General features: G+C 65.7%; 15 protein-coding genes. 8 read left to right on the top strand and 7 right to left on the bottom strand.

The features are described from left to right. The first annotated feature begins 29 nt into the window (after positions 1-29). Together thrS and ACQKOE_RS09800 are read left to right on the top strand one after the other, a co-directional pair. Entirely contained in the window at positions 30-2,021 is a 1,992-nt protein-coding gene (thrS, locus tag ACQKOE_RS09805; protein ID WP_427512623.1) for a threonine--tRNA ligase, read from the top strand. A 13-nt stretch (positions 2,022-2,034) separates the two neighbouring features. Next, positions 2,035-2,781: a sulfite exporter TauE/SafE family protein gene (locus ACQKOE_RS09800; protein ID WP_374590321.1), complete on the top strand. Its 747-nt coding sequence runs from the start codon at positions 2,035-2,037 to the stop codon at positions 2,779-2,781. Here ACQKOE_RS09800 and ACQKOE_RS09795 read toward each other — a convergent pair. From ACQKOE_RS09795 to ACQKOE_RS09785, 3 genes are all read right to left on the bottom strand, one after another. Further along, positions 2,770-2,892, bottom strand: a complete 123-nt coding sequence (locus ACQKOE_RS09795; protein ID WP_427512622.1) for a hypothetical protein — start codon at positions 2,890-2,892, stop codon at positions 2,770-2,772. The two genes, ACQKOE_RS09800 and ACQKOE_RS09795, sit on opposite strands and share 12 nt — an antisense overlap. A gap of 72 nt (positions 2,893-2,964) precedes the next feature. Continuing rightward, positions 2,965-5,133 carry an autotransporter domain-containing protein gene (locus ACQKOE_RS09790; RefSeq protein WP_427512621.1) on the bottom strand — a complete coding sequence of 723 codons (2,169 nt, stop codon included), beginning with the start codon at positions 5,131-5,133 and terminating at the stop codon, positions 2,965-2,967. Positions 5,134-5,261: 128 nt separating this feature from the next. Further along, positions 5,262-6,986, bottom strand: a complete 1,725-nt coding sequence (locus ACQKOE_RS09785) for a class I adenylate-forming enzyme family protein (RefSeq protein ID WP_427512935.1) — start codon at positions 6,984-6,986, stop codon at positions 5,262-5,264. A gap of 93 nt (positions 6,987-7,079) precedes the next feature. Here ACQKOE_RS09785 and ACQKOE_RS09780 point away from each other — a divergent pair, with 93 nt between their 5' ends. From ACQKOE_RS09780 to ACQKOE_RS09765, 4 genes are read left to right on the top strand one after another with little or no spacing between them, the layout of a single operon-like run. After that, positions 7,080-8,684, top strand: a complete 1,605-nt coding sequence (locus ACQKOE_RS09780) for an MBL fold metallo-hydrolase (RefSeq protein WP_427512620.1) — start codon at positions 7,080-7,082, stop codon at positions 8,682-8,684. Then, a complete protein-coding gene (locus tag ACQKOE_RS09775) occupies positions 8,681-9,379 on the top strand; it encodes an ABC transporter ATP-binding protein (RefSeq protein WP_427512619.1) in 699 nt (232 codons plus the stop codon). Before ACQKOE_RS09780 ends, ACQKOE_RS09775 begins: the two co-directional genes overlap by 4 nt. Beyond that, positions 9,376-11,739 (top strand): ABC transporter permease, encoded by a 2,364-nt coding sequence (locus ACQKOE_RS09770; protein WP_427512618.1) that lies wholly within the window; start codon positions 9,376-9,378, stop codon positions 11,737-11,739. The genes ACQKOE_RS09775 and ACQKOE_RS09770 overlap by 4 nt, the downstream gene beginning before the upstream one ends. Beyond that, on the top strand, positions 11,739-12,893 hold the full coding sequence (locus tag ACQKOE_RS09765) for an efflux RND transporter periplasmic adaptor subunit (protein ID WP_427512617.1): 1,155 nt from the start codon (positions 11,739-11,741) through the stop codon (positions 12,891-12,893). The genes ACQKOE_RS09770 and ACQKOE_RS09765 overlap by 1 nt, the downstream gene beginning before the upstream one ends. A 114-nt stretch (positions 12,894-13,007) precedes the next feature. Here ACQKOE_RS09765 and ACQKOE_RS09760 read toward each other — a convergent pair whose 3' ends face one another. Further along, the gene (locus tag ACQKOE_RS09760; RefSeq protein ID WP_427512616.1) at positions 13,008-13,793 is read right to left on the bottom strand and encodes a sulfite exporter TauE/SafE family protein; all 786 of its coding nucleotides are present in this window, start codon (positions 13,791-13,793) and stop codon (positions 13,008-13,010) included. 10 nt (positions 13,794-13,803) lie between these two features. Continuing rightward, positions 13,804-14,727, bottom strand: coding sequence for an MBL fold metallo-hydrolase (locus tag ACQKOE_RS09755; protein WP_427512615.1), 924 nt, complete (start codon positions 14,725-14,727; stop codon positions 13,804-13,806). 216 nt (positions 14,728-14,943) lie between these two features. On the opposite strand from ACQKOE_RS09755, the gene ACQKOE_RS09750 reads away from it, so the two are divergent. Then, positions 14,944-15,258 (top strand): ArsR/SmtB family transcription factor, encoded by a 315-nt coding sequence (locus ACQKOE_RS09750; RefSeq protein ID WP_427512614.1) that lies wholly within the window; start codon positions 14,944-14,946, stop codon positions 15,256-15,258. Between the two features lie 59 nt (positions 15,259-15,317). Here ACQKOE_RS09750 and ACQKOE_RS09745 read toward each other — a convergent pair whose 3' ends face one another. Continuing rightward, complete coding sequence (locus tag ACQKOE_RS09745; RefSeq protein ID WP_427512613.1) at positions 15,318-16,523, bottom strand: acyl-CoA dehydrogenase family protein; 1,206 nt, start codon at positions 16,521-16,523, stop codon at positions 15,318-15,320. Beyond that, entirely contained in the window at positions 16,520-17,614 is a 1,095-nt protein-coding gene (locus tag ACQKOE_RS09740; protein WP_427512612.1) for an acyl-CoA dehydrogenase family protein, read from the bottom strand. Before ACQKOE_RS09740 ends, ACQKOE_RS09745 begins: the two co-directional genes overlap by 4 nt. A gap of 193 nt (positions 17,615-17,807) precedes the next feature. On the opposite strand from ACQKOE_RS09740, the gene ACQKOE_RS09735 reads away from it, so the two are divergent. Continuing rightward, positions 17,808-19,052: an MFS transporter gene (locus ACQKOE_RS09735; RefSeq protein WP_427512611.1), complete on the top strand. Its 1,245-nt coding sequence runs from the start codon at positions 17,808-17,810 to the stop codon at positions 19,050-19,052. Positions 19,053-19,057 lie beyond the last annotated feature (5 nt).

Raw genomic sequence — 19,057 nt, 5'->3', positions numbered from 1 at the left:
GCGCGCCGAAACCGGTGAGAGTTATTCGAATGTCCGAACTCCTTAAGATCAGCCTGCCCGATGGTTCCGTGCGCGAAATGCCCGCTGGCTCGACTCCGGCCGACGTGGCGGCGGCAATCGGCCCCGGCCTGGCCAAGGCGGCCCTGGCGGCGCGCGTCGATGGCGAACTGGTCGACCTGACCCGCCCCTTCACCGCGGATGCGCAGCTCGCCCTGGTCACGGCGCGGGACGAGGCCGATGCGCTGGACCTGGCGCGGCACGATTTCGCCCACGTCCTGGCCGAAGCGGTCCAGGCGCTGTTTCCCGGCACGCAGATCACCTTCGGTCCGTCGACCGACGATGGCTTCTACTATGACTTCGCGCCCAAGGACCGGCCCTTCACCGACGAGGACCTGCCCGCGATCGAAGCGGAAATGCGCAAGATCATCGCTGCCAACAAGCCGCTGCGGCGCGAGGAGTGGAGCCGCGAACAGCTGATCAGCCGGTGGAAGCAGCAGGGCGAAAGCTTCAAGGCGGAATGGGCGGCCGAACTGCCGGACGATGAGCCGCTGACGGTCTACTGGTCCGGCGAGGACTGGCTCGACATGTGCCGCGGCCCGCACCTGCCCAGCACCGGCAAGCTTGATCCCAATGCCTTCAAGTTGACCCGCGTGTCGGGCGCCTACTGGCGCGGCGACCAGAACAACGCCATGCTCAGCCGCATCTATGGCACCGGCTGGCTCAACAAGAAGCAGCTGGAAGAGCACCTCCACCGCCTGGAAGAAGCCGCCAAGCGCGACCACCGCAAGCTCGGCAACGAAATGGACCTGTTCCATCTGCAGCAGGAAGCCCACGGCTCGGTCTTCTGGCACCCCAAGGGCTACCTGATCTGGCGCGAGCTGGAAGCCTATATGCGCCGCGCGATCGACGCTGCCGGCTACCGCGAGGTGAAGACGCCGCAGGTAATGGATTCGCGCCAGTGGGAGCAGTCCGGCCACTGGGGCAAGTACCGCGAGAACATGTTCGTCATCCCCGACGAAGTCCCGAATACCGAGGACGAAGGCCCCGTCGTCTCGGGCGATGCGGACTGGATGGCACTGAAGCCGATGAACTGCCCGGCCCACGTCCTGATCTTCCGTCAGGGGATCAAGTCGTACCGCGACCTGCCGCTGCGCATTTACGAGAACGGCTGCTGCCACCGCAACGAACCGCACGGCGCGCTGCACGGCCTGATGCGCGTGCGCCAGTTCACCCAGGACGACGCGCACATCTTCTGCCGCGAAGACCAGATCGTTTCGGAAGTCCGCGCCTTCTGCGAACTGGCGGACCGGGTCTACAAGGACTTCGGCTTTACCTATTCGATCAAGCTGGCGCTGCGCCCGGAAAAGCGGTTCGGCAGCGATGCTGACTGGGACAAGGCCGAGGATGAATTGCGCAACGCCGTGATCGAGGCCGGTCTGGCGACCGAGGAATACGGGTGGGAAGAACTGCCCGGTGAAGGCGCCTTCTATGCGCCCAAGCTGGAATGGCACCTGACCGACGCGATTGGCCGCACCTGGCAGGTCGGCACGATCCAGTCCGACCGCGTGCTGCCCGAACGGCTTGATGCCAGCTACATCGGCGAGGACGGGGAAAAGCACCGCCCGGTCATGCTGCACCGCGCGATCTTCGGTTCCTATGAGCGGTTCATCGGCATCCTGATCGAGCATTTCGCGGGCCGCCTGCCGGTCTGGCTCTCGCCGGTCCAGGCCGTGGTGGCGACCATCGTTTCCGATGCTGACCCCTATGCCGCAGATGTCGCAGCGCAACTGAAGTCGGCGGGCATCCGTGCCGAGACCGACCTGCGCAACGAGAAGATCAACTACAAGGTCCGCGAACACTCGCTGCAAAAGGTTCCGCACCTGCTGGTCGTCGGCAAGCGCGAGGCAGAGGAAGGCACCGTCGCCGTCCGCACCCTGGGGGCAGAGCACCAGAAGGTCATGCCGCTGGCCGATGCCATCGCCCTGATCCGCCGCGAAGCCACCGCGCCGGACCTGGTCTAGGATCGGCACGTCGTTGATCCTGGGGCTGACCGAAGTTCAGATCGGCGTCGCCATCACGGCGGCGCTGGCTGCTGCTTTCGTTCGCGGCCTGGCCGGGTTCGGCATGGCAATCCTGCTGGTGCCGGTGCTGGGGCTGGCCGTTCCCCCTGCCGAAGCGGTGGTGGTCAGCAATTGGCTGGGCCTGCTGATCGGCTTGGTCGGCCTGAAAAAGATCATCGGCGCGAGCGAGAAAAGCGCCTTGATCATCGCGGCGCTGGCGATTGCGGCCACACCGCTGGGCGTCTGGGTCCTGTCCAGAACCGATCCGGCCTTTGCCCGGCTGCTGATCGCGATGATTGCTTTGGCTGCCTTTGCCCTGGTCCTGCTGCCGAAGAAGCCCGCCCACTATGCGCCCGGAGCAATCGAGACCGGGGCGACAGGCTTTGCCGCCGGGGCGCTGACCGGGTTTGCCGGAATGCCCGGCCTTCCGGTCGTGCCGTTTTACTTGCGGCGCGAGATTGCGCCCGAGCTGGCGCGCGCTTCGATGATGACGATTTTCCTCGCCACCTCCATTTCCGGCGTCGGATCGTCGCTGGCCTTGCGGGTGGCGACCTGGCGAGAGCCGCTGCTGGCCTTCGTGCTCTTTCCGGCAGTATTGCTCGGCAACTGGCTGGGGCACCTGGCCTTTGGCAAGGTCAGCGAATCCGCCTGGCGGATCTTTACCGGGGGCGTGCTCGGCCTCTCGGCCCTCGCCGCCTTGTGGAAGCTGTTACAGGCCTAAGGCAGGCAGCGCCGGGCCGGCGGCAATCACCGCCGCGGCACAGCCCCAGACGATGAACCGGCGCAGCAACTCCAGGCTGCGGGGCGGCGTGATGGGGCTTTGCGTCTGCATCCACTCACCCTGCGCCGCACTGCGTTACGAAACCGTAAACGCCGATGCGGTGCGCAGGGTGAGCGGGTCAGATCAGAACCCCGCGCCGAAGCCGAGGCCGACCACGAATGTCGGCTTGGAACCGATCACCGGGGTGTGGACACCGGCGCGGGCACTGAAGCCCAGTTTGCCGGACAGGTGCTCCAGCCCCAGTTCGAAGCGGCCGCGGCGGTCCTTGCGGGTGTAGAGCGACGTGGCCTTGACCGCTTCCATGCCGGGGATGGTCGAAGTGCCGGTCATGGTAACCGCATCGCTATCGAGGTCAAAGTCGGCCTTGCCACCCAGCACTGCGCGGGTGCCTTCGCCGAGCGGCACGGAGAGGTCCGCGCCAAGCGAGGCAAAGCTGGTCTGCCAGCGGGTCTGGTCAAACTGCGCCGGGAAATCCCCTTCCGCTTCGGTAAAGGCGCCCAGCGTGCTGCGCTGCCAGGTGATCCCGGCATTGGGTATCAGGGCCAGCTTGCCCAAGGCAATGCCATATTGCACCTGGCCCTGCGCGGTGAGCGTGGCGAGATCCGCCCGGCCCGGGGTCAGCTCGACATTGTCCAGCCCGCGCCCGCGTTCGATGGTATTGCCCTGCACCGCGCCGCCCGCCGCGAGCCGCGCCTTGAAGCCCAGCGGACCCGTGCCGCCCGGCGCGAGATCGAGCCAGGCGCCATAGTGGAAGGCGGTGCCCGGTTTTAGCGAGAAGGCGCGGTCTTCCTGCTGGAACAGGCCAAAGCCCGCGCCCATGGACAGCGCGCCAGTCAGCCGCACGCCGACATTGGCCTTTACCCCCTGATCGTGGCGGCGCATCAGCACGGCCTTGTCGTCAGCAGCGACGCGCATCACCTGCACCGCCCCGCCGATGCAGCCCTTGCCGCCGATGCTGACCTGGCACGTGCTGTCCAGCACCCAGCCCAGGTTCTGCCGCTGCCCTTCGCCCACGGCTTCGACATCGCTGGCGGTCAGCGCGAAAGAGGCGATCATGTTGGTAAAGTCGATCATTCGCTTGCGGTAGATGAAGGCGCGCCAATCGCCTGCGGCGTTCTGTGATCCGCCATAGATGGTGCTGCCATCCCGGCTGATCCCGGTCGCTTCGGACCGGAGCCCGCCCAGGGTGCCAAGATCCTGCATCCCGTCTTCCTCGGTCCAGCGGAAGGCGTGGCTGTCCTCAGCAAACTCGGCCAAGCCAGCAGAAGCAGCGACCCTGCCCACGACGATGGACCCGTCACCACTGACAGCGGTGGCTGACGACCACTCCCGGCCCAGGGTGTCGAGATCCTGGCTGCCACGTCCTTCGACCCAGCGAAAAGCGTGACTGAACTTGTTGCCGGCAAGTACCGAAGCACCGACGATTACCTTGCCATCGTCGCTCAGGTCGCTGACCTGATAGAAGTCGCCGCCCAGGCTCTGGATGGTCTGCATTCCCCCCGTTTCCGTCCAGCGGAAGCCGACGGAGAATCCGTTCTCCAGATTGGCAAAGCCGATGATGACCGTGCCATCCCGGCTAACCTTGTAGGCGGAGGATTCACGACCGAGCGAGCCGAGGCTTTGCATTCCGGTGGCCTCGGTCCAGCGGAAGGCCCTGGTTTCGTAGACATCCGGTTGGAGATAAGACCCGCCAACGATGACCCGCCCGTCAGCGCTGATGTCAGCTACGTAGGATGCATTTCCCCCCAGAGTGCCAAGATCCTGCATCCCGCCTCTTTCCGTCCAGCGGAAGGCGCGATAGTCAAAGTTCTCGAACATGATCTCGCCGGCAATGACGCTGCCGTCGCCGCTGACCGCAATGGCATAGGAAGCGAAACCCAGGTTCCCCAGGCTTTGCATTCCGCCGCTTTCCGTCCAGCGAAACGCGCGCCTTTCGTCCCCGGTACTGCTATCGCCAACGATCACCTTGCCATCGCCGCTGACGGCGCGGGCAATGCTGAAGCTGCCGCCCAGCGAGCCAAGGCCTTGCATTCCCTGGGTCGTCCAGCGGACCGCGATCGGCCTCATTTCCACGCCCATCGCGGCTCCACCGACGACAACGTTGCCATCGTCGCTGATGTCCGAAAGTTCGACAAACGGCCTTTCCGGCAAGCCTGGGATTTCGACCAAGGTATCGTAGGGAATGGACGGTGCCGATTGCGCGGCTGCGGGGCTGGCGATGGCCAGCATGGTGGTTCCGGCCAGGACCGAAAGGAGCGTTGAAAAGCGCGTGCGGCGGCGTGCGCGAAGCATGACTGCGGTATTCATGGAGATGCGACCCCGGGCTAAGGTGGAAAGCCCGGCGTCAAACACGAATGCGCAAGAAGTTCAAGTATTTTCAGTTATTTATGAGAATACTCTAATTTTGCTGTTTTTTTAGTTCAGTCGGCGAACAGCGCTTTCAATTCCCGTTTCAGGATCTTGCCATTTGCATTGCGCGGCAGGGTTTCGGCGTGGAACAGGATGCGCACCGGCACCTTGAACGCGGCGAGGCGTTCGCGCACGTGGTCCTGCAATTCGGCTTCGCTGGTCGTGGCGCCGGGCGAAAGCTGGACCACGGCGGCCGGTTCCTCTCCCAGGGTGCGGTGCGGGATGCCGACCACGGCAGCGTCGATCACGGCGGGGTGTTCGTAAAGGGCGTTTTCGACTTCGGAAGAGTAGATGTTTTCGCCGCCACGGATCACGATGTCCTTGGCCCGGTCGGCGATGAAGCAGAAGCCTTCCTCGTCCAGATAGGCCAGGTCGCCGGTGCGGACCCAGCCATCGACGAAGGTTGCCGCGCTGGCTTCGGGGTTCTGCCAGTAACCGGCCACGATCATCGGCCCGCGCGCCCACAGTTCGCCAATCTGGCCCGCAGGCAGGACGGTCACCCCGTCCTCGGCGCGGATCTCCAAGTCGGCAGCGGCCACGGCGGGGCCGCAGCTGGTCGGTCGGTTGAGATAGTCCTCGCCCGAATGGGTGGTGACCGTGGCGGTCGTCTCGGTCATGCCCCAGCCATTGCCGGGCAGGGCGCCGAATTCCTCGAAGATGCGGCGGACCAGTTCGGGCGCGGAAGGGGCGCCGCCATAGCCGATCGATTCCAGGCTGGAGAGGTCATAGTTCTGGCGTTCGGGATGCTCCAGCAATTGCCAGGCAATGGTCGGCACGCCGCCCGTGGCATTGACCTTTTCCCGCTCAATGATGCCGAAGGCTTTCACCGGATCCCACTTGTACATGAAGATCAGGGTGTGCCCGCCGAATATCGCGCCCATCATCGTGGCCGAACAGGCCGTGGCATGGAACAGCGGGATCACCGTCAGCATGGTCTTGCGCGCGGGCGCGGGCAGCGCTTCGCCCCGGCGCAGCACGGCGCGGGCCGCGGCATAGCCGCCGGACAGGATATTGGTCGTCAGGTTGCGGTGGGTGCCCAGCGCGCCCTTGGGATTGCCGGTGGTGCCAGAGGTGTAGAGGATCGTGGCCGGATCGTCGGTGGCGATGTCGGCTGCGGGTAGGTCTGCATCGGGCAGGCTGGCCCAGTCCGCCGCCGTGCCGATCACGTCCTCAAGCCGCGACACGCCTTCCTGCGCGTGGTCCAGCCGGGCCACGATGACCTGTTCCAGCGCGGGCAGGGCGGCGCGGTGCGGGGCGACGCGTTCCAGCCGCTCCGCATCGCAGATCAGGACTTTCGCGCCGGAGTTGGCCAGGCCGTATTCCAGCTCGGGCCCGGTCCACCAGGCATTCAGCGGCACGCAGATCGCGCCGATGCCGGTGATGGCAAAGAAGGCGACCGGCCATTCCGGCAGGTTGCGCATGGCCAGGGCCACCCGGTCCCCCTTTTGCACGCCTAGCGCCTGCAGGTGCGCGGCCAGGGCAGCGACCGCGCGGAACCAGGCGTCATAGGAAACGCGCTCGTCCTCATAGATCAGGAAAGTCGCATCGCCATGGCTGCGGCCGTGACGAGCCAGCGCGGCCAGGCTGGGCAGGGCATTCTTCCACACGCGGGTGGGAATGCCGCGCACTTCGACCGTTTCCATTTCGAACGGCATTCCGGGTGCGCAAAGCAATTCCTGGATTTCGGGCAGGCTCTTGGCCGGCCAGCCTGCGGGAATTGCCCCGGGAAATCCCATTGCCTTGGTCACACGCACTCTCCTTTTGTTTGGACCTTCGGTAGCGTTTTAAAACGGATTGGCAAAGCCCCGGAAAAGTCGCACCATGCCGTCATGGGCAGGGAACTGACGCTGGCTTTCCACGGAGCGGCGCGGACCGTGACAGGTTCGTGCATGGAGTTCACGCTGGGCGGCGCGCGGGTGCTGGTCGATTGCGGCCTGTTCCAGGGATCGCGCAGCCTGGAAGCCCTGAACCGCGAGGACTTTGCCTTCGATCCGAAGAAGATCGACGCAGTGATCCTGACCCACGCCCATATCGACCATTCCGGCCTGCTGCCGCGCCTGGTCGCGCAAGGATTCGAAGGGCGGATCTGGTGCACCGCCGCGACTGCCGACCTGCTGCGCCCGATGCTGGCTGATGCCGGGCGCATCCAGGAAGCCGATACCGAACGCCGCAACCGCCGGCGCGACCGCGCCGGGGAGGAACCGTTCGAGCCGCTCTATACCGAAGCCGACGCCCTGGCCGCCTGGGGACAGGCCCATGCGGTGGAACTGAACGACTGGTTCGAACCGGCTGAGGGCTTTCGCGCCCGGCTGTGGAATGCCGGGCATATCCTGGGCTCTGCCTCGGTCGAGATCGAGGCGGGGGGAACGCGGGTGGTCTGTTCGGGCGATCTGGGGCCGGACAACAAGTCGTTCCATCCCGATCCCGAAGCGCCAAGCGGGATCGATCACCTGATCTGCGAATCAACCTATGGTGACCGCCAGCGCGAGCAGACGACGATCGAGGCGCGGCGGCAATTGCTGGCGGCAGAGATCCGGGGTGCCCTGGCGCGGGGCGGCAATCTGGTGATCCCGACCTTTGCCCTGGAACGGACGCAGGAACTGCTGCTGGATATTGCCTGGCTGGTGCGGGAAAAGGCCCTGCCCAGCGTGCCGGTGTTCATCGACTCTCCCTTGGCGCGAGAGGCGACGCGGGTCTTCGCCAGCCATGCCGAGGGGTTGGAGGATATCGACGGAACCAGTGTATTCCAGAACCCGGCCTTCCGCTTTGTCGAAAGCGTGGCCGAATCGATCCGGCTGAATGCCGTGTCCGGCGCGGTGATCATGGCGGCATCGGGCATGTGCGAGGCGGGGCGCATTCGCCACCACCTGATGCACAACCTGCATCGGCGCGAATCCACTGTGCTGTTCGTCGGCTATCAGGCGCAAGGCTCGCTGGGCCGGGTCATTCTGGAAGGCGCGCAGCGGGTGCGGATTTCGGGTCAGGACGTGATGGTGCGGGCGCAGATCCGGCGGATCGATTCCTATTCCGCCCATGCCGACCAGACCGAACTGGCCGACTGGATCGCCGCTCGCGCGCCGGTCAGCGGCACTGTCTTTCTGGACCACGGCGAGGCCGGTGCGGTGGAAGCCCTGCGCAAGTTGGCCGCGGAGCGCTTGCCCGGCACCAACGTGACCACGCCCGAGATTGGCGAGCTTTACGCCCTGCCGCCTGCGGCGCCGGCGCGGCGTCTCAAGACCGGGCGCATGGACATTCGCGAGGCATTGGGGCGCGACTGGCAGAATTCCTATGCCGATTTCGTCACCGGACTGAAGCGGGAGCTGGCCCGGATCGACGATCAACGTCAGCGCGAGGCAGCGATCCGGGCGATGCGCAAGGTGCTCGACGAATATACCGCGCACCGCGATGCGCGGCGCGAGCGGCACCGCCAATGAACTTTCGCGGGGAAGACCTGCGCAAGGTCTACCGCACCGGCGAGACCGAAGTGCAGGCCCTGCGCGGCGTCGACCTGGAAATCGAAGCGGGCGAGGTGCTGGTCCTGCTCGGTCCCTCGGGCAGCGGCAAGTCGACCCTGCTCAACATCCTGGGCGGGCTGGATCGCCCCACGTCTGGCCGATTGCTGAGCGGCGATCTCGACCTGACCGCGCTGGACGATGCGGACCTGACCAATTTCCGGCGCGACCGGGTGGGGTTCATCTTCCAGTTCTACAACCTGATCCCCAGCCTGACTGCGGAAGAGAATGTCCGGCTGGTCACCGACATTGCCCGCAATCCGATGGACCCGGCCCGCGCGCTCGAACTGGTGGGGCTGACCGAGCGGCGCGATCACTTTCCGGCCCAGCTTTCCGGGGGAGAGCAGCAGCGCGTCGCTGTCGCCCGCGCCATTGCCAAGCAGCCCGGCGTGCTGCTCTGCGATGAACCGACCGGCGCGCTGGACAGCGCCACCGGGGTCAAGGTGCTGGAGACGCTGGCGGCGGCCAACCGCGAAACGGGCGCAACCCTGGTGATCATCACCCACAACGCGGGGATCGCCGCCATGGCGGACCGGGTGTTCCACTTCCTTGACGGGCGGATCGCGCGGATCGAGCGCAACGCGCGCCGCGCTTCGCCCACGGAAATGACCTGGTGAAGGCGCTCGATCTCAAGCTGCTGCGCGACCTGTGGCACATGCGCGGGCAGGTCTTTGCCATTGCCCTGGTCCTGGCGGCGGCGACGGCGACCTTCGTGCTTTCTCTGGGCGTGCACCGCTCGCTGGTGGAAACGCGGGACGCCTATTACGCGCGGAGCAACTTTGCCGAGGTCTTTGCCGAGATGACCCGCGCCCCGCGCAGCCTGGTGGACCGGGTGGCGGCCATTCCGGGCGTCCGCCGCGCCGAAGGGGCGATTGTCCAATATGCCACGCTCGATTTCCCGGACCGGCCCGAACCGGTGCGGGCACTGATCAATTCGGTGGACGAGCAGGGGCGCAGCCAGCTCAACCGCCTGATCATCCGGTCGGGCCGCTTGCCGCAGCCAGGCGCGACCGGCGAAGTAGTCGCCGACGAATCCTTCGTGAAAGCCAATAGCCTTGCCCTGGGCAGCCGGGTGGTGGCGCTGGTCTATGGCAAGCGGCAAGTGCTGACGATTGTCGGCACCGGTCTTGCGCCCAACTACATCTACGCCCTGCCCCCCGGCGACCTGCTGCCGGACGACCGGCGCTTCGGCATTTTCTGGATGGGGCAGAAGGCGCTGGAAGCTGCTACCGACCGGACCGAGGCGATCAACAGCCTGTCGCTGACGCTGGAGCGCGGTGCGCGCCAGGCCGAGGTGATCCGGCAGTTGGACGCGCTCATCGCGCCCTATGGCGGAACCGGCGCCTATGGCCGCGAGGACCATGTCAGCAATGCCTTTCTGGACAACGAGCTGACCCAGCTGAGCGCGATGACGCGGGTGATCCCGCCGGTCTTCCTGCTGGTGGCGACTTTTCTGGTCTATATCGTGCTGGGCCGGATGATCCGGACCGAACGGACGCAGATCGGGCTGATCAAGGCCTTTGGCTACACCAATGCCGAAGTGGGCTGGCACTATCTGAAATTCGCCTTGGTGATTGCGCTCGCGGCGACTGTGCTGGGTTCGGTCAGCGGGGTATGGATGGGCCGGGCCATGACGCGGATCTATGCCGAGTATTACCGCTTTCCCTTCCTGTCATATCAACTCGATCCGCGCGTGTTCCTGGGCGCGGCGGGCATGGCCTTCGGCGCGGCGGCGCTGGGGGCGCTGGGCGGAATGCGCGCCGCCCTGGTGCTGACCCCTGCCGTGGCGATGACTCCGCCGCCGCCCCCGGTCTATCGCCGCGGCGCGGTCGAGGTACTGGGGCGGAAGGGCGGCTTTTCGGCCGTCGGGCACATGATCGTGCGCCATGTCGCGCGCTGGCCGGGGCGCTCTGCGATCACCGTCTTTGGCGTCGGCCTGTCGATCGGTCTGCTGTTTGCGACCACGCAGTTCCTCGATTCCAGCCGCTCGATGCTGGACAACTATTTCTTCCGCGCGCAGCGGCAGGACCTGGTCGTCTCGTTCATCGAACCGCGCAGCGAAGCCGCCCTGCTCGCCCTGGCGCAAATCCCCGGCGTGTTGCGGGTCGAGCCGAGCCGGGCCGTGCCGGTGAAGTTCAGCCGCGGCAACCGGGTAGAGCGCGGCGCGATTGAAAGCACGCCGGCCAATGCCCGCCTGACTGCGCATGTCGACATGGCCGGGAATGAGATCGACCTGCCCCCCAGCGGCCTGATGCTCAGCCGCCAGCTGGCTGACAAGCTGGGTGCCGGTCCGGGCGACCTGGTCCAGGTCGAGCAATTGGGCGGACGCGGGACCAGGGCGGCCCTGCCGGTGGTGCGGGTGATTGAGGAATTCGTCGGCGAACGCGCCTATGCCAGCGAGGCGACCCTGCTTTCCATCACCCGCGATGCCGCCCCGGTCGGTGCGGCGCTGCTGCGGATCGACCCGGCGCAGCGCGGTGCGATCATGGCGCGGCTGAAGGATATGCCCATGGTCCTCGGCCTGTCGGAACGCGGGGCGACCTTTGCGCGGTTCGAGGACATGATCGACGAGAACATCAACACCATGCTGGCCTTCTACATCACCTTTGCGGGAGCCATTGCCGTGGGCGTGGTCTACAATTCCGCGCGCATCCTGTTTTCGGAACGCGCGCACGAACTGGCGACGATGCGGGTGCTGGGCTATCACCGCCGCGAAGTGGCGACGGTCTTGCTGGGCGAGCTGGCTCAGCTGGTGGTCATGGCCGTTCCGCTTGGCTGCGTTCTTGGCAATGGCCTGGCCCGGGTGATGACGGCGATGTTCAGTTCCGATCTGTTCCGCTTGCCCTTCGCGCCCGAACCGGCCTCTTATGGCCGGGCCGTGCTGATCGTGCTGGCGGCGACGGCGCTGACCAGCCTGCTGGTGGCGCGCCGGGTGATGCACCTGGACATGGTGCGCGTGTTGAAGGGGCGGGATTGATGGCAGCCATGATCAAGCGTTGGCGCTGGGCGCTGCTGGTTGCGGGGCTCTTGCTGCTGGGCCTGGCCTTTGCCTTCTGGCCGCGCGCGGTCCTGGTCGATGCGGCACAGGTTTCGAAAGGGCGGATGGTCGCCGGGATCACTGATGACGGGCAGACCCGCGCGGAAGACCTCTATGTCGTATCTGCCCCGGTAACCGGGTATCTGGAACGGATTGAGCTGGAGGCCGGAGACAAGGTGGCGCGCGGCGCGCTGGTCACGCGGATGAAGGGCCGTCCCTCCACCCCGCTCGACCCGCGCAGCACGGCTGAACTGGCCGCTGCGCAAACGGCGGCGCGGGCGGCGGAGCGCGGCGCGCAGGCGGCGCTGGCGCAATCGTGGAACGACTTGCAACGCGCGCAGAAGCTGGCGCGCGACGGGTTCCTGCCGCGCGCCCAGCTGGAGGCCGCGCGGACCCGGGTCGCGGCGGACCGCGCGGTCCTCGCCCAAGCCCAGGCCGAGGTGCGCCGGATCGCGGCCCAGCGCGCCCAGCCCAGCGGCCTGGCCAGCGGGGCGCCCGTGCCGGTGCGCGCTCCGGCCAGTGGCTCGGTCCTGTCGGTCATCAATGAAAGCGAAGGGGTGGTGCTGGAAGGCACGCCGATCATGACCATCGGCGATCCGGACCGGATCGAGGGCGTGGTCGACCTGCTCTCACGCCAGGCGGTGCGGGTGAAGCCCGGCAATGCGGTGGAGATCACCCAATGGGGCGGGCCGCAGGCGCTGCGCGGGTTTGTGAAACGGATCGAGCCGTTCGGGCGGCTGAAAGTGTCGGCGCTGGGCATCGAAGAACAGCGCGTCAACGTGATCATCGGCTTTGCCCCGGAATCGCTGCCCCAGGCGGCGCGGCTGGGGCACGGCTATCAGTTCGACGCCACTTTCATCCTGTGGAGCAGTGACAAGGCCCTGCGTATTCCGATTGGCGCGATGTTCCGGGGAGGCGACGGCGCCTGGCACGCCTTCGAAGTGGTCAAGGGCCGAGCGGTCGATCGCAAGCTGACCATCGGCCAGATCAACGAGGAATGGGGCGAAGTCCTGGGCGGCCTGCGGGATCAGGCGACGGTGATCGTCAATCCAGCCAAGACGCTGGTCGATGGGATGCGGGTGAAAGCGCGGTGATGCCTTGGTAATGGTTCGCGCAGAGATCGCAGAGAACGCAGAGGCAGGGAGGCTTGGCATTGCCTTCGGCAATGAATCTTTCTCTGCGTCTCTCTGCGAACTCTGCGCGAAATCCTAGGCCGCCATGGCCAGCCAGCTTTTGTACAGCGTGTAAAGCGCCACCAGCACGATCATCGAGGCGAAGACCGTATTCAGCGTGCCTTTGCTGCCGGACAGTTGCTTGGCCGCCTTGGTTCCGCCCACGCTGCCCAGCACGCCGCCCGCGATGAAGCTGGCGGCAATGCCCCAGTCAAGCAAGCCCGAAGCGGCATAATTGAGCGCCGTGGTCAGCCCGAAGGCGCTGACCGCGACCAGCGAAGTGCCAATCGCGCGGTAGATCGGCATGGAGGTGGAGGCGATCAGGCCGGGTACGATCAGGAACCCGCCGCCGATCCCGAAAAAGCCCGACAGGGTGCCCGTGCCAAAGCCGAAGCTGGCCACCTTGGGGAAATTGTCACGGTTGCAGACCACGCCTTCCACGCCGGTGTCACCGCGTCCGCGGAACATCAGGCCGGCCACGACCAGCATCAGCAGGGCGAACAGGAACAGCAGCTTCTGCCCGTCCACCGCCTTGCCCAATGTCGATCCGGCAAAGGCGCCTAGCACTCCGGCCAGGGCATAGGTGCCGCCGCAGCGCCAGTTGACGTTGTGTGCGCGGGCGTGGTTGGCAAGGCCTGCCAGGGCGTTGGCCGCAACGGCCAGGGCCGACGTGCCGATGGCCAGGTGCGGGCTTTTCACGCCGACCACATAGACCATCAGCGGCACGGCCAGGATGGACCCGCCCCCGCCGACCAGGCCCAGAGTGAAGCCCACGGCGATGCCGCTCAGCGCGGCGAGCAGGGCCTGGACGGTGTCGATCATGGCGCGCCTCTTACAACAGGTTGAGCGGCAGCTTCAGATAGCTGACGCCATTTGCCTCCGGTTCCGGGAAATGCCCGGCGCGGATGTTGACCTGCACGGACGGCAGGATCAGCCTGGGCATGGCCAGGGTCGCATCGCGGGCTTCGCGCATGGCGACGAATTCGTCCTCGCTCACGCCCTGGTGGACCTGGATATTGCCCTCGCGCTCGGCAGCGATGGTGGTTTCCCAGACATAGGTGTTGCGCCCCTCTGCCTGGTAATCGTGGCACAGGAACACGCGGGTTTCGCCCGGCAGTTCCATCAGACGGCGGATCGAGCGGTACAGCGTGCGTGCATCGCCGCCGGGAAAGTCGCAGCGGGCGGTGCCATAGTCCGGCATGAACAGCGTATCGCCGACGAATACGGCATCGCCGATCAAAAAGGCGAGGCAGGCGGGCGTGTGGCCGGGGACATGCAACGCCACCGCCGGAATGGTGCCGACCGAGAAGGTCTCGCCATCGGCCATCAGCTTGTCGAACTGCGAGCCGTCTTGGGCAAAGCTTGCGGGCTCGTTGAACACGCCGGCAAAGGTGCGCTGGACCGTGGTGATGTCCGCGCCGATCACGACCTGTCCGCCCAGCTGCCCCTTCAGGAAGGGCGCTGCGGACAAGTGATCAGCATGGGCGTGGGTTTCCAGGATCCAGTCCACGCTCAGGCCTTCGGACTTGACGAAAGCGACCACGGCTTCAGCCGAACCCGTGTGCGTACGGCCCGACGCCTGGTCGAAATCCAGCACCGAATCGACGATGGCCGCGCGCTTGGTCGCCGGATCCCAGACCACGTGAGTGGCAGTAAAGGTCGGTCCGTCGAAGAAGGTCTTGACCATCGGCACCTGGCCAGAGGCGCGGGCCGCTTCGACCTGCTGAATGGCTTTGGCAATAATCGGGTCGGTCATCTTCAGTCCCTTTCCAGCCTGGCGTCCTGCGCCGCCGCGGTGGGGGGTGGGCGGCGACGCAGGACATAGGTTGAAGGCATTATGGGGTTTTGCCAACTCGCCTTCATATTCGAATTGACTTATATGCACTATACATCATATTAGCAAGTGCAAATGTTAGGGCCGCTCATTTGGCCTGCTCTTGCAGATGGAAGCGTTTCGGCCCTAGGAGGTGCCATGAGCAAACCGATGGATCTTGCCGAGCTGAAGGCGAATGCCGGGGCGATGTCGGCCCGGCTGAAGATCATGAGCCATCCGGAACGGCTCATCATGCTGTGCCGGCTGGACGAAGGGGAGGCTTCGGTGACCGAGCTGGTCACTCTGTCCGGCCTGTCGCAATCGGCGGTGTCACAGCATCTGGCGCTGCTGCGCGAGGAAGATGTCGTGGCCATCCGGGGCGAGGCGCAGACGCGCTATTACAGCCTGAAAGACCCGGTGGTCCGGGCGATCATCCACTCGCTCTGCGAGATTTGCGCGCAAGGGCGCGGGTAAAAGAAAACCCCGGACCGCATGGCAGTCCGGGGTGGTTTTCAGGATTCTGGCTCCGCTGCCTACGCCGGAATAGCGTTGAACGGCACGCCCTTGTCCGGGCGATAGTCCTGCGGCAGGCCCAGGATCTTCTCGGCAATGGTGTTCAGCAGCACTTCGTCCGAACCGCCTGCAATGCGGCCCGTCGGAGCGTTCAGCCAGCTCGTACCCCAGTCGGTCTTGACGAAGGCGTGCTCGTCAAAGGCCAGGCTTTCCGCCCCGCGCATGTCCATGGCGAGTTCCGACAGCTTTTGCCGGCTGCGCACGGCCACCAGCTTTTGCAGCGAGCCTTCCGGCCCCGGTTGCATTCCGGCCATCATCATCGCAAAGGCGCGGCGGGTGATTGAATCCAGCCCTGCGCGCATCGCGTGGTTGCGGGCAATGGCGGAACGGATGCGGCCATCCTCGATCGCGGGCTTGCCGTTCAGGTCCGCCGACTTTGCCAGCTTGACGAACTCGTCCAGGTGCGGGCCGAAACCGCCGCTGTCGGTCGCGATATAGCGCTCGATCATCAGGGTGTGCAGCGCGACGCCAAAGCCGCCGCCAACCGCGCCAAGGCGCTGGCTGTCCTCCACTCGCACGTCATCGAAGAACACTTCGTTGACGTGGCTGTCGCCCCCGGCCAGCTTGATCGGTCGCACGTCGACGCCCTTGGCCTTCATGTCGATCCAGAAATAGGTCAGCCCCTTGTGCTTTTCGACATTGGGGTCCGACCGGGTGACGATCACGCCATAGTCGCAATACTGCGCCCATGAGGTCCAGATCTTCTGCCCGTTCATTTTCCAGCCGTTGCCGTCCGGCTCAACCCGGGTGCGCAGGGCGGCAAGGTCGGAACCGCCCGACGGTTCGGAGAACAGCTGGCACCAGATTTCCTCGCCGCGCAGCGCCTTGACCACGCGTTCCTTCACCCAGGCCTTGTCCTCGCAATAGTGCATCACGATCGGCACCGGCATGCCCAGCGAAATGCCGAAGAACTGCACCGGCATGCCGTATTGCATTTCCTCTGCATCGAAGGTGATCTTGTGCAGGTGGGTCAGGCCCTGCCCGCCCATCTCGACCGGCCAGTTGATCCCGCCGAACCCGGCGTCGTACTTGGCCGCCATGTATTCGCGGCCCAGGGCCAGGTCCTGCTCCACCGTATTGCCGGTGCGGGCGTCACGACCATACTTCGCGGCCATCGATTCCAGGAAGGTGCGCGCCTTGGCGCGATAGGCTTCAAGCTCGCTCATGCCTTTTCTCCGGTCAGTTCGTTCACCAGGACATCTTCCCAGAACAGCAGGTTGCCGCCTTCCACGGCCAGGCTGCGGGCGCGGCGCATGTGGAGGTGCAGGCCCAGTTCCCAGGTCACCCCGATCCCGCCATGGATCTGGATGCAGTCGCGGGCATTGGTGTCATAGGCTTCGGTCGCGCTGATCCGCGCATCGGCGGCGGCCAGCAGGAACTCGTCCGTGCCCTCCTGCGCGGCGGCGTGGATGCAGTTGGCGCGGGCGATTTCGACCAGTCCGTACATTTCGGCAATGCGGTGCTTGATCGACTGGAACATGCCGATGGGCTGGCCAAAGGCCTTGCGGGTCACGGCATAGTCGCGGGCGACCTGCATCAGCAATTCCGACCCGCCCACCTGTTCGTGAGCAGTGACCACGGCCATGCGGGCCAGCACGTCCAGCGCCAGCTTGCGCGCCGCTGCGCCCGAAGCGATCACGCTGGCCGCTGTCCCGTTGAAGGCCAGGTCGGCATAGAGCCGCGAATTGTCATAGCTTGCGACGGCCGAGCGGGCAGCGCCGTCCAGCTCTGCCACGACCAGCACCGGCTCGCCCCCGGTACTGGCCCAGACCAGTGCCAGATCAGCCTTCAGACCGCCAGCCACGGCGGGCTTGGTGCCGCTCAGCTTGCCATCGGCATAGGTGACGGAGGGCGAGGGCGGCAGAGCCGCATTCCCTTCGGCAAAGGCGACGCAGCCGGTTGCTTCGCCGCTCGCCAGCCTGGGCAGCCAGGCAGAGGCAAGCGCGGCGTCGCTGCCCTGGAGCAGCGCCTGCGACAAGCCATAGCTGCCGGTCAGGAACGGTGCGCCCGAAGTCGCGGCGCCGCAGGCCTGGGCAACGAGGCCCAGCTCGATCAGGCCCAGGCCAAGCCCGCCGTGCTCTTCCGGAATGGCCAGCGCGGTCCAGCCTTGCTCTACCGCGGTGTCCCAGAACGGCTGGTCGTGTTCGCCCACCTGTTCCAGCAGCTTGAGCAGTCGGCCCTTGTCCATGCGCGCATCGAGCACGCGGCGCGATTCGGTGGCGATGGCCTGCTGGCCCTCGTCATAAAGTATCGACATCGGCATTCTCTCCTTGGCACCATTCTTAATCGGTCGATTAAAAAGTGCAATCACCTGTACGAAAGGGCAAGCGTAGACTTTTGAGCCGCTGTTCGATCTCAGAATCCTGTCCTGCGGTGTCATAAATCGCTTTTCATATTCGAATGAAACGCTAATCTCCCTCGCAACGATAAAGTGTTGCGGGGGAAGTTGCGTGTCTGACGGCGGTATCCATCACACCGGGCAGAGCCTTGCGCGCTCGCGCAATCTGCTGATCGGCCTGCTGTTCTTCGGCACGATCATCAACTATGTCGACCGGCAGGTCCTCTCGCTGCTCAAGCCCAGCATCGAAGCCGAATATGGCTGGGGCGACGCAGAATTCGCGCACTTTGCCTCGATGTCGCAGCTGGCTGCGGCGGCGGCGCTGATCTTCGTTGGCTACCTGATCGACCGGTTCGGCGTGCGCCGCGCCTATGGCACGGCAGTGGGCCTGTGGAGCCTGGCCGGAATCGCCCATGCCTTTGCTGCGACGGTAACCCAATTTGTTGCCGCGCGAGTCGCGCTGGTCGCGGCGGAGGCCATCAACACCCCGGCAGCGGTCAAGGCCGCAGCCATGTACCTGCCGCTAAAGCAGCGCTCCATGGCCATGGGCGTGGTCAATTCCGCCCCGAACCTGGGCAATATCATCGCGCCGCTGACAGTCATTCCCTTTGCTGCCCTGTTCGGTTGGCAGGCCGCATTCATCGTCACCGGCCTGATCGGCTTCGTCTGGCTGGCCTTCTGGATCGGCGGCACTCGCAAGCTTGAGCCCGTCGCCAGCGCACTCGCCGCCGGGGAACTGCGCCCGTCCTTCCGCGAAGCCGTGCGTGACCGGATCACCTGGGCGATTGCCGGGGCCAAGGCGATCACCGACATGTTCTGGTGGTTCTTCACCTTCTGGCTGCCGGACCTCTTCGTAAAGGTCTTCGGCCTGTCGCAGAAGGAACTGGTCGGCCCGACGGCGCTGGCCTTTACCCTGGCCGCAATCGGCGCACTTTCGGCGGGCGTCCTGTTCCCACGCCTGCTGGGCCGAGGACTCACGGTCAACAAGGCGCGCAAGACCGCGCTGCTGATCTATGCCCTGATCGTCCTGCCGATCCCGCTTGCCCTGACTGCCGACAGCCCCTGGGTTGCAGCCGCGATCATCGGCATGGCGCTGTTCGCGCACCAGGGCTTTTCGACCAACATCTTTGGCTTTGCCGCCGACACGGTCAGCGCCTCGCGCGTCGGAACCGTGATGGCCATGGGCGCCATCGCCGGCAACCTCGCGGGCTTTTCCATCCAGGAAGCGACCGGCTGGCTGCTGACCAATGGCCATGGCTATGCGCCGCTGTTCTACGCGGCATCGGGGGCCTACCTGCTCGCGCTCGCGGTGATCCACGTGCTGGTCCCGCGGATCGTGGCTCGCGACGAGGGATAAGCTGG

The sequence above is a fragment of the Novosphingobium sp. NPDC080210 genome, assembly GCF_050281025.1.
Lineage (GTDB): Bacteria > Pseudomonadota > Alphaproteobacteria > Sphingomonadales > Sphingomonadaceae > Novosphingobium.
Note: the sequence above shows the minus strand (reverse complement) of the source record. Positions and strands in the feature narration are given on the sequence as shown.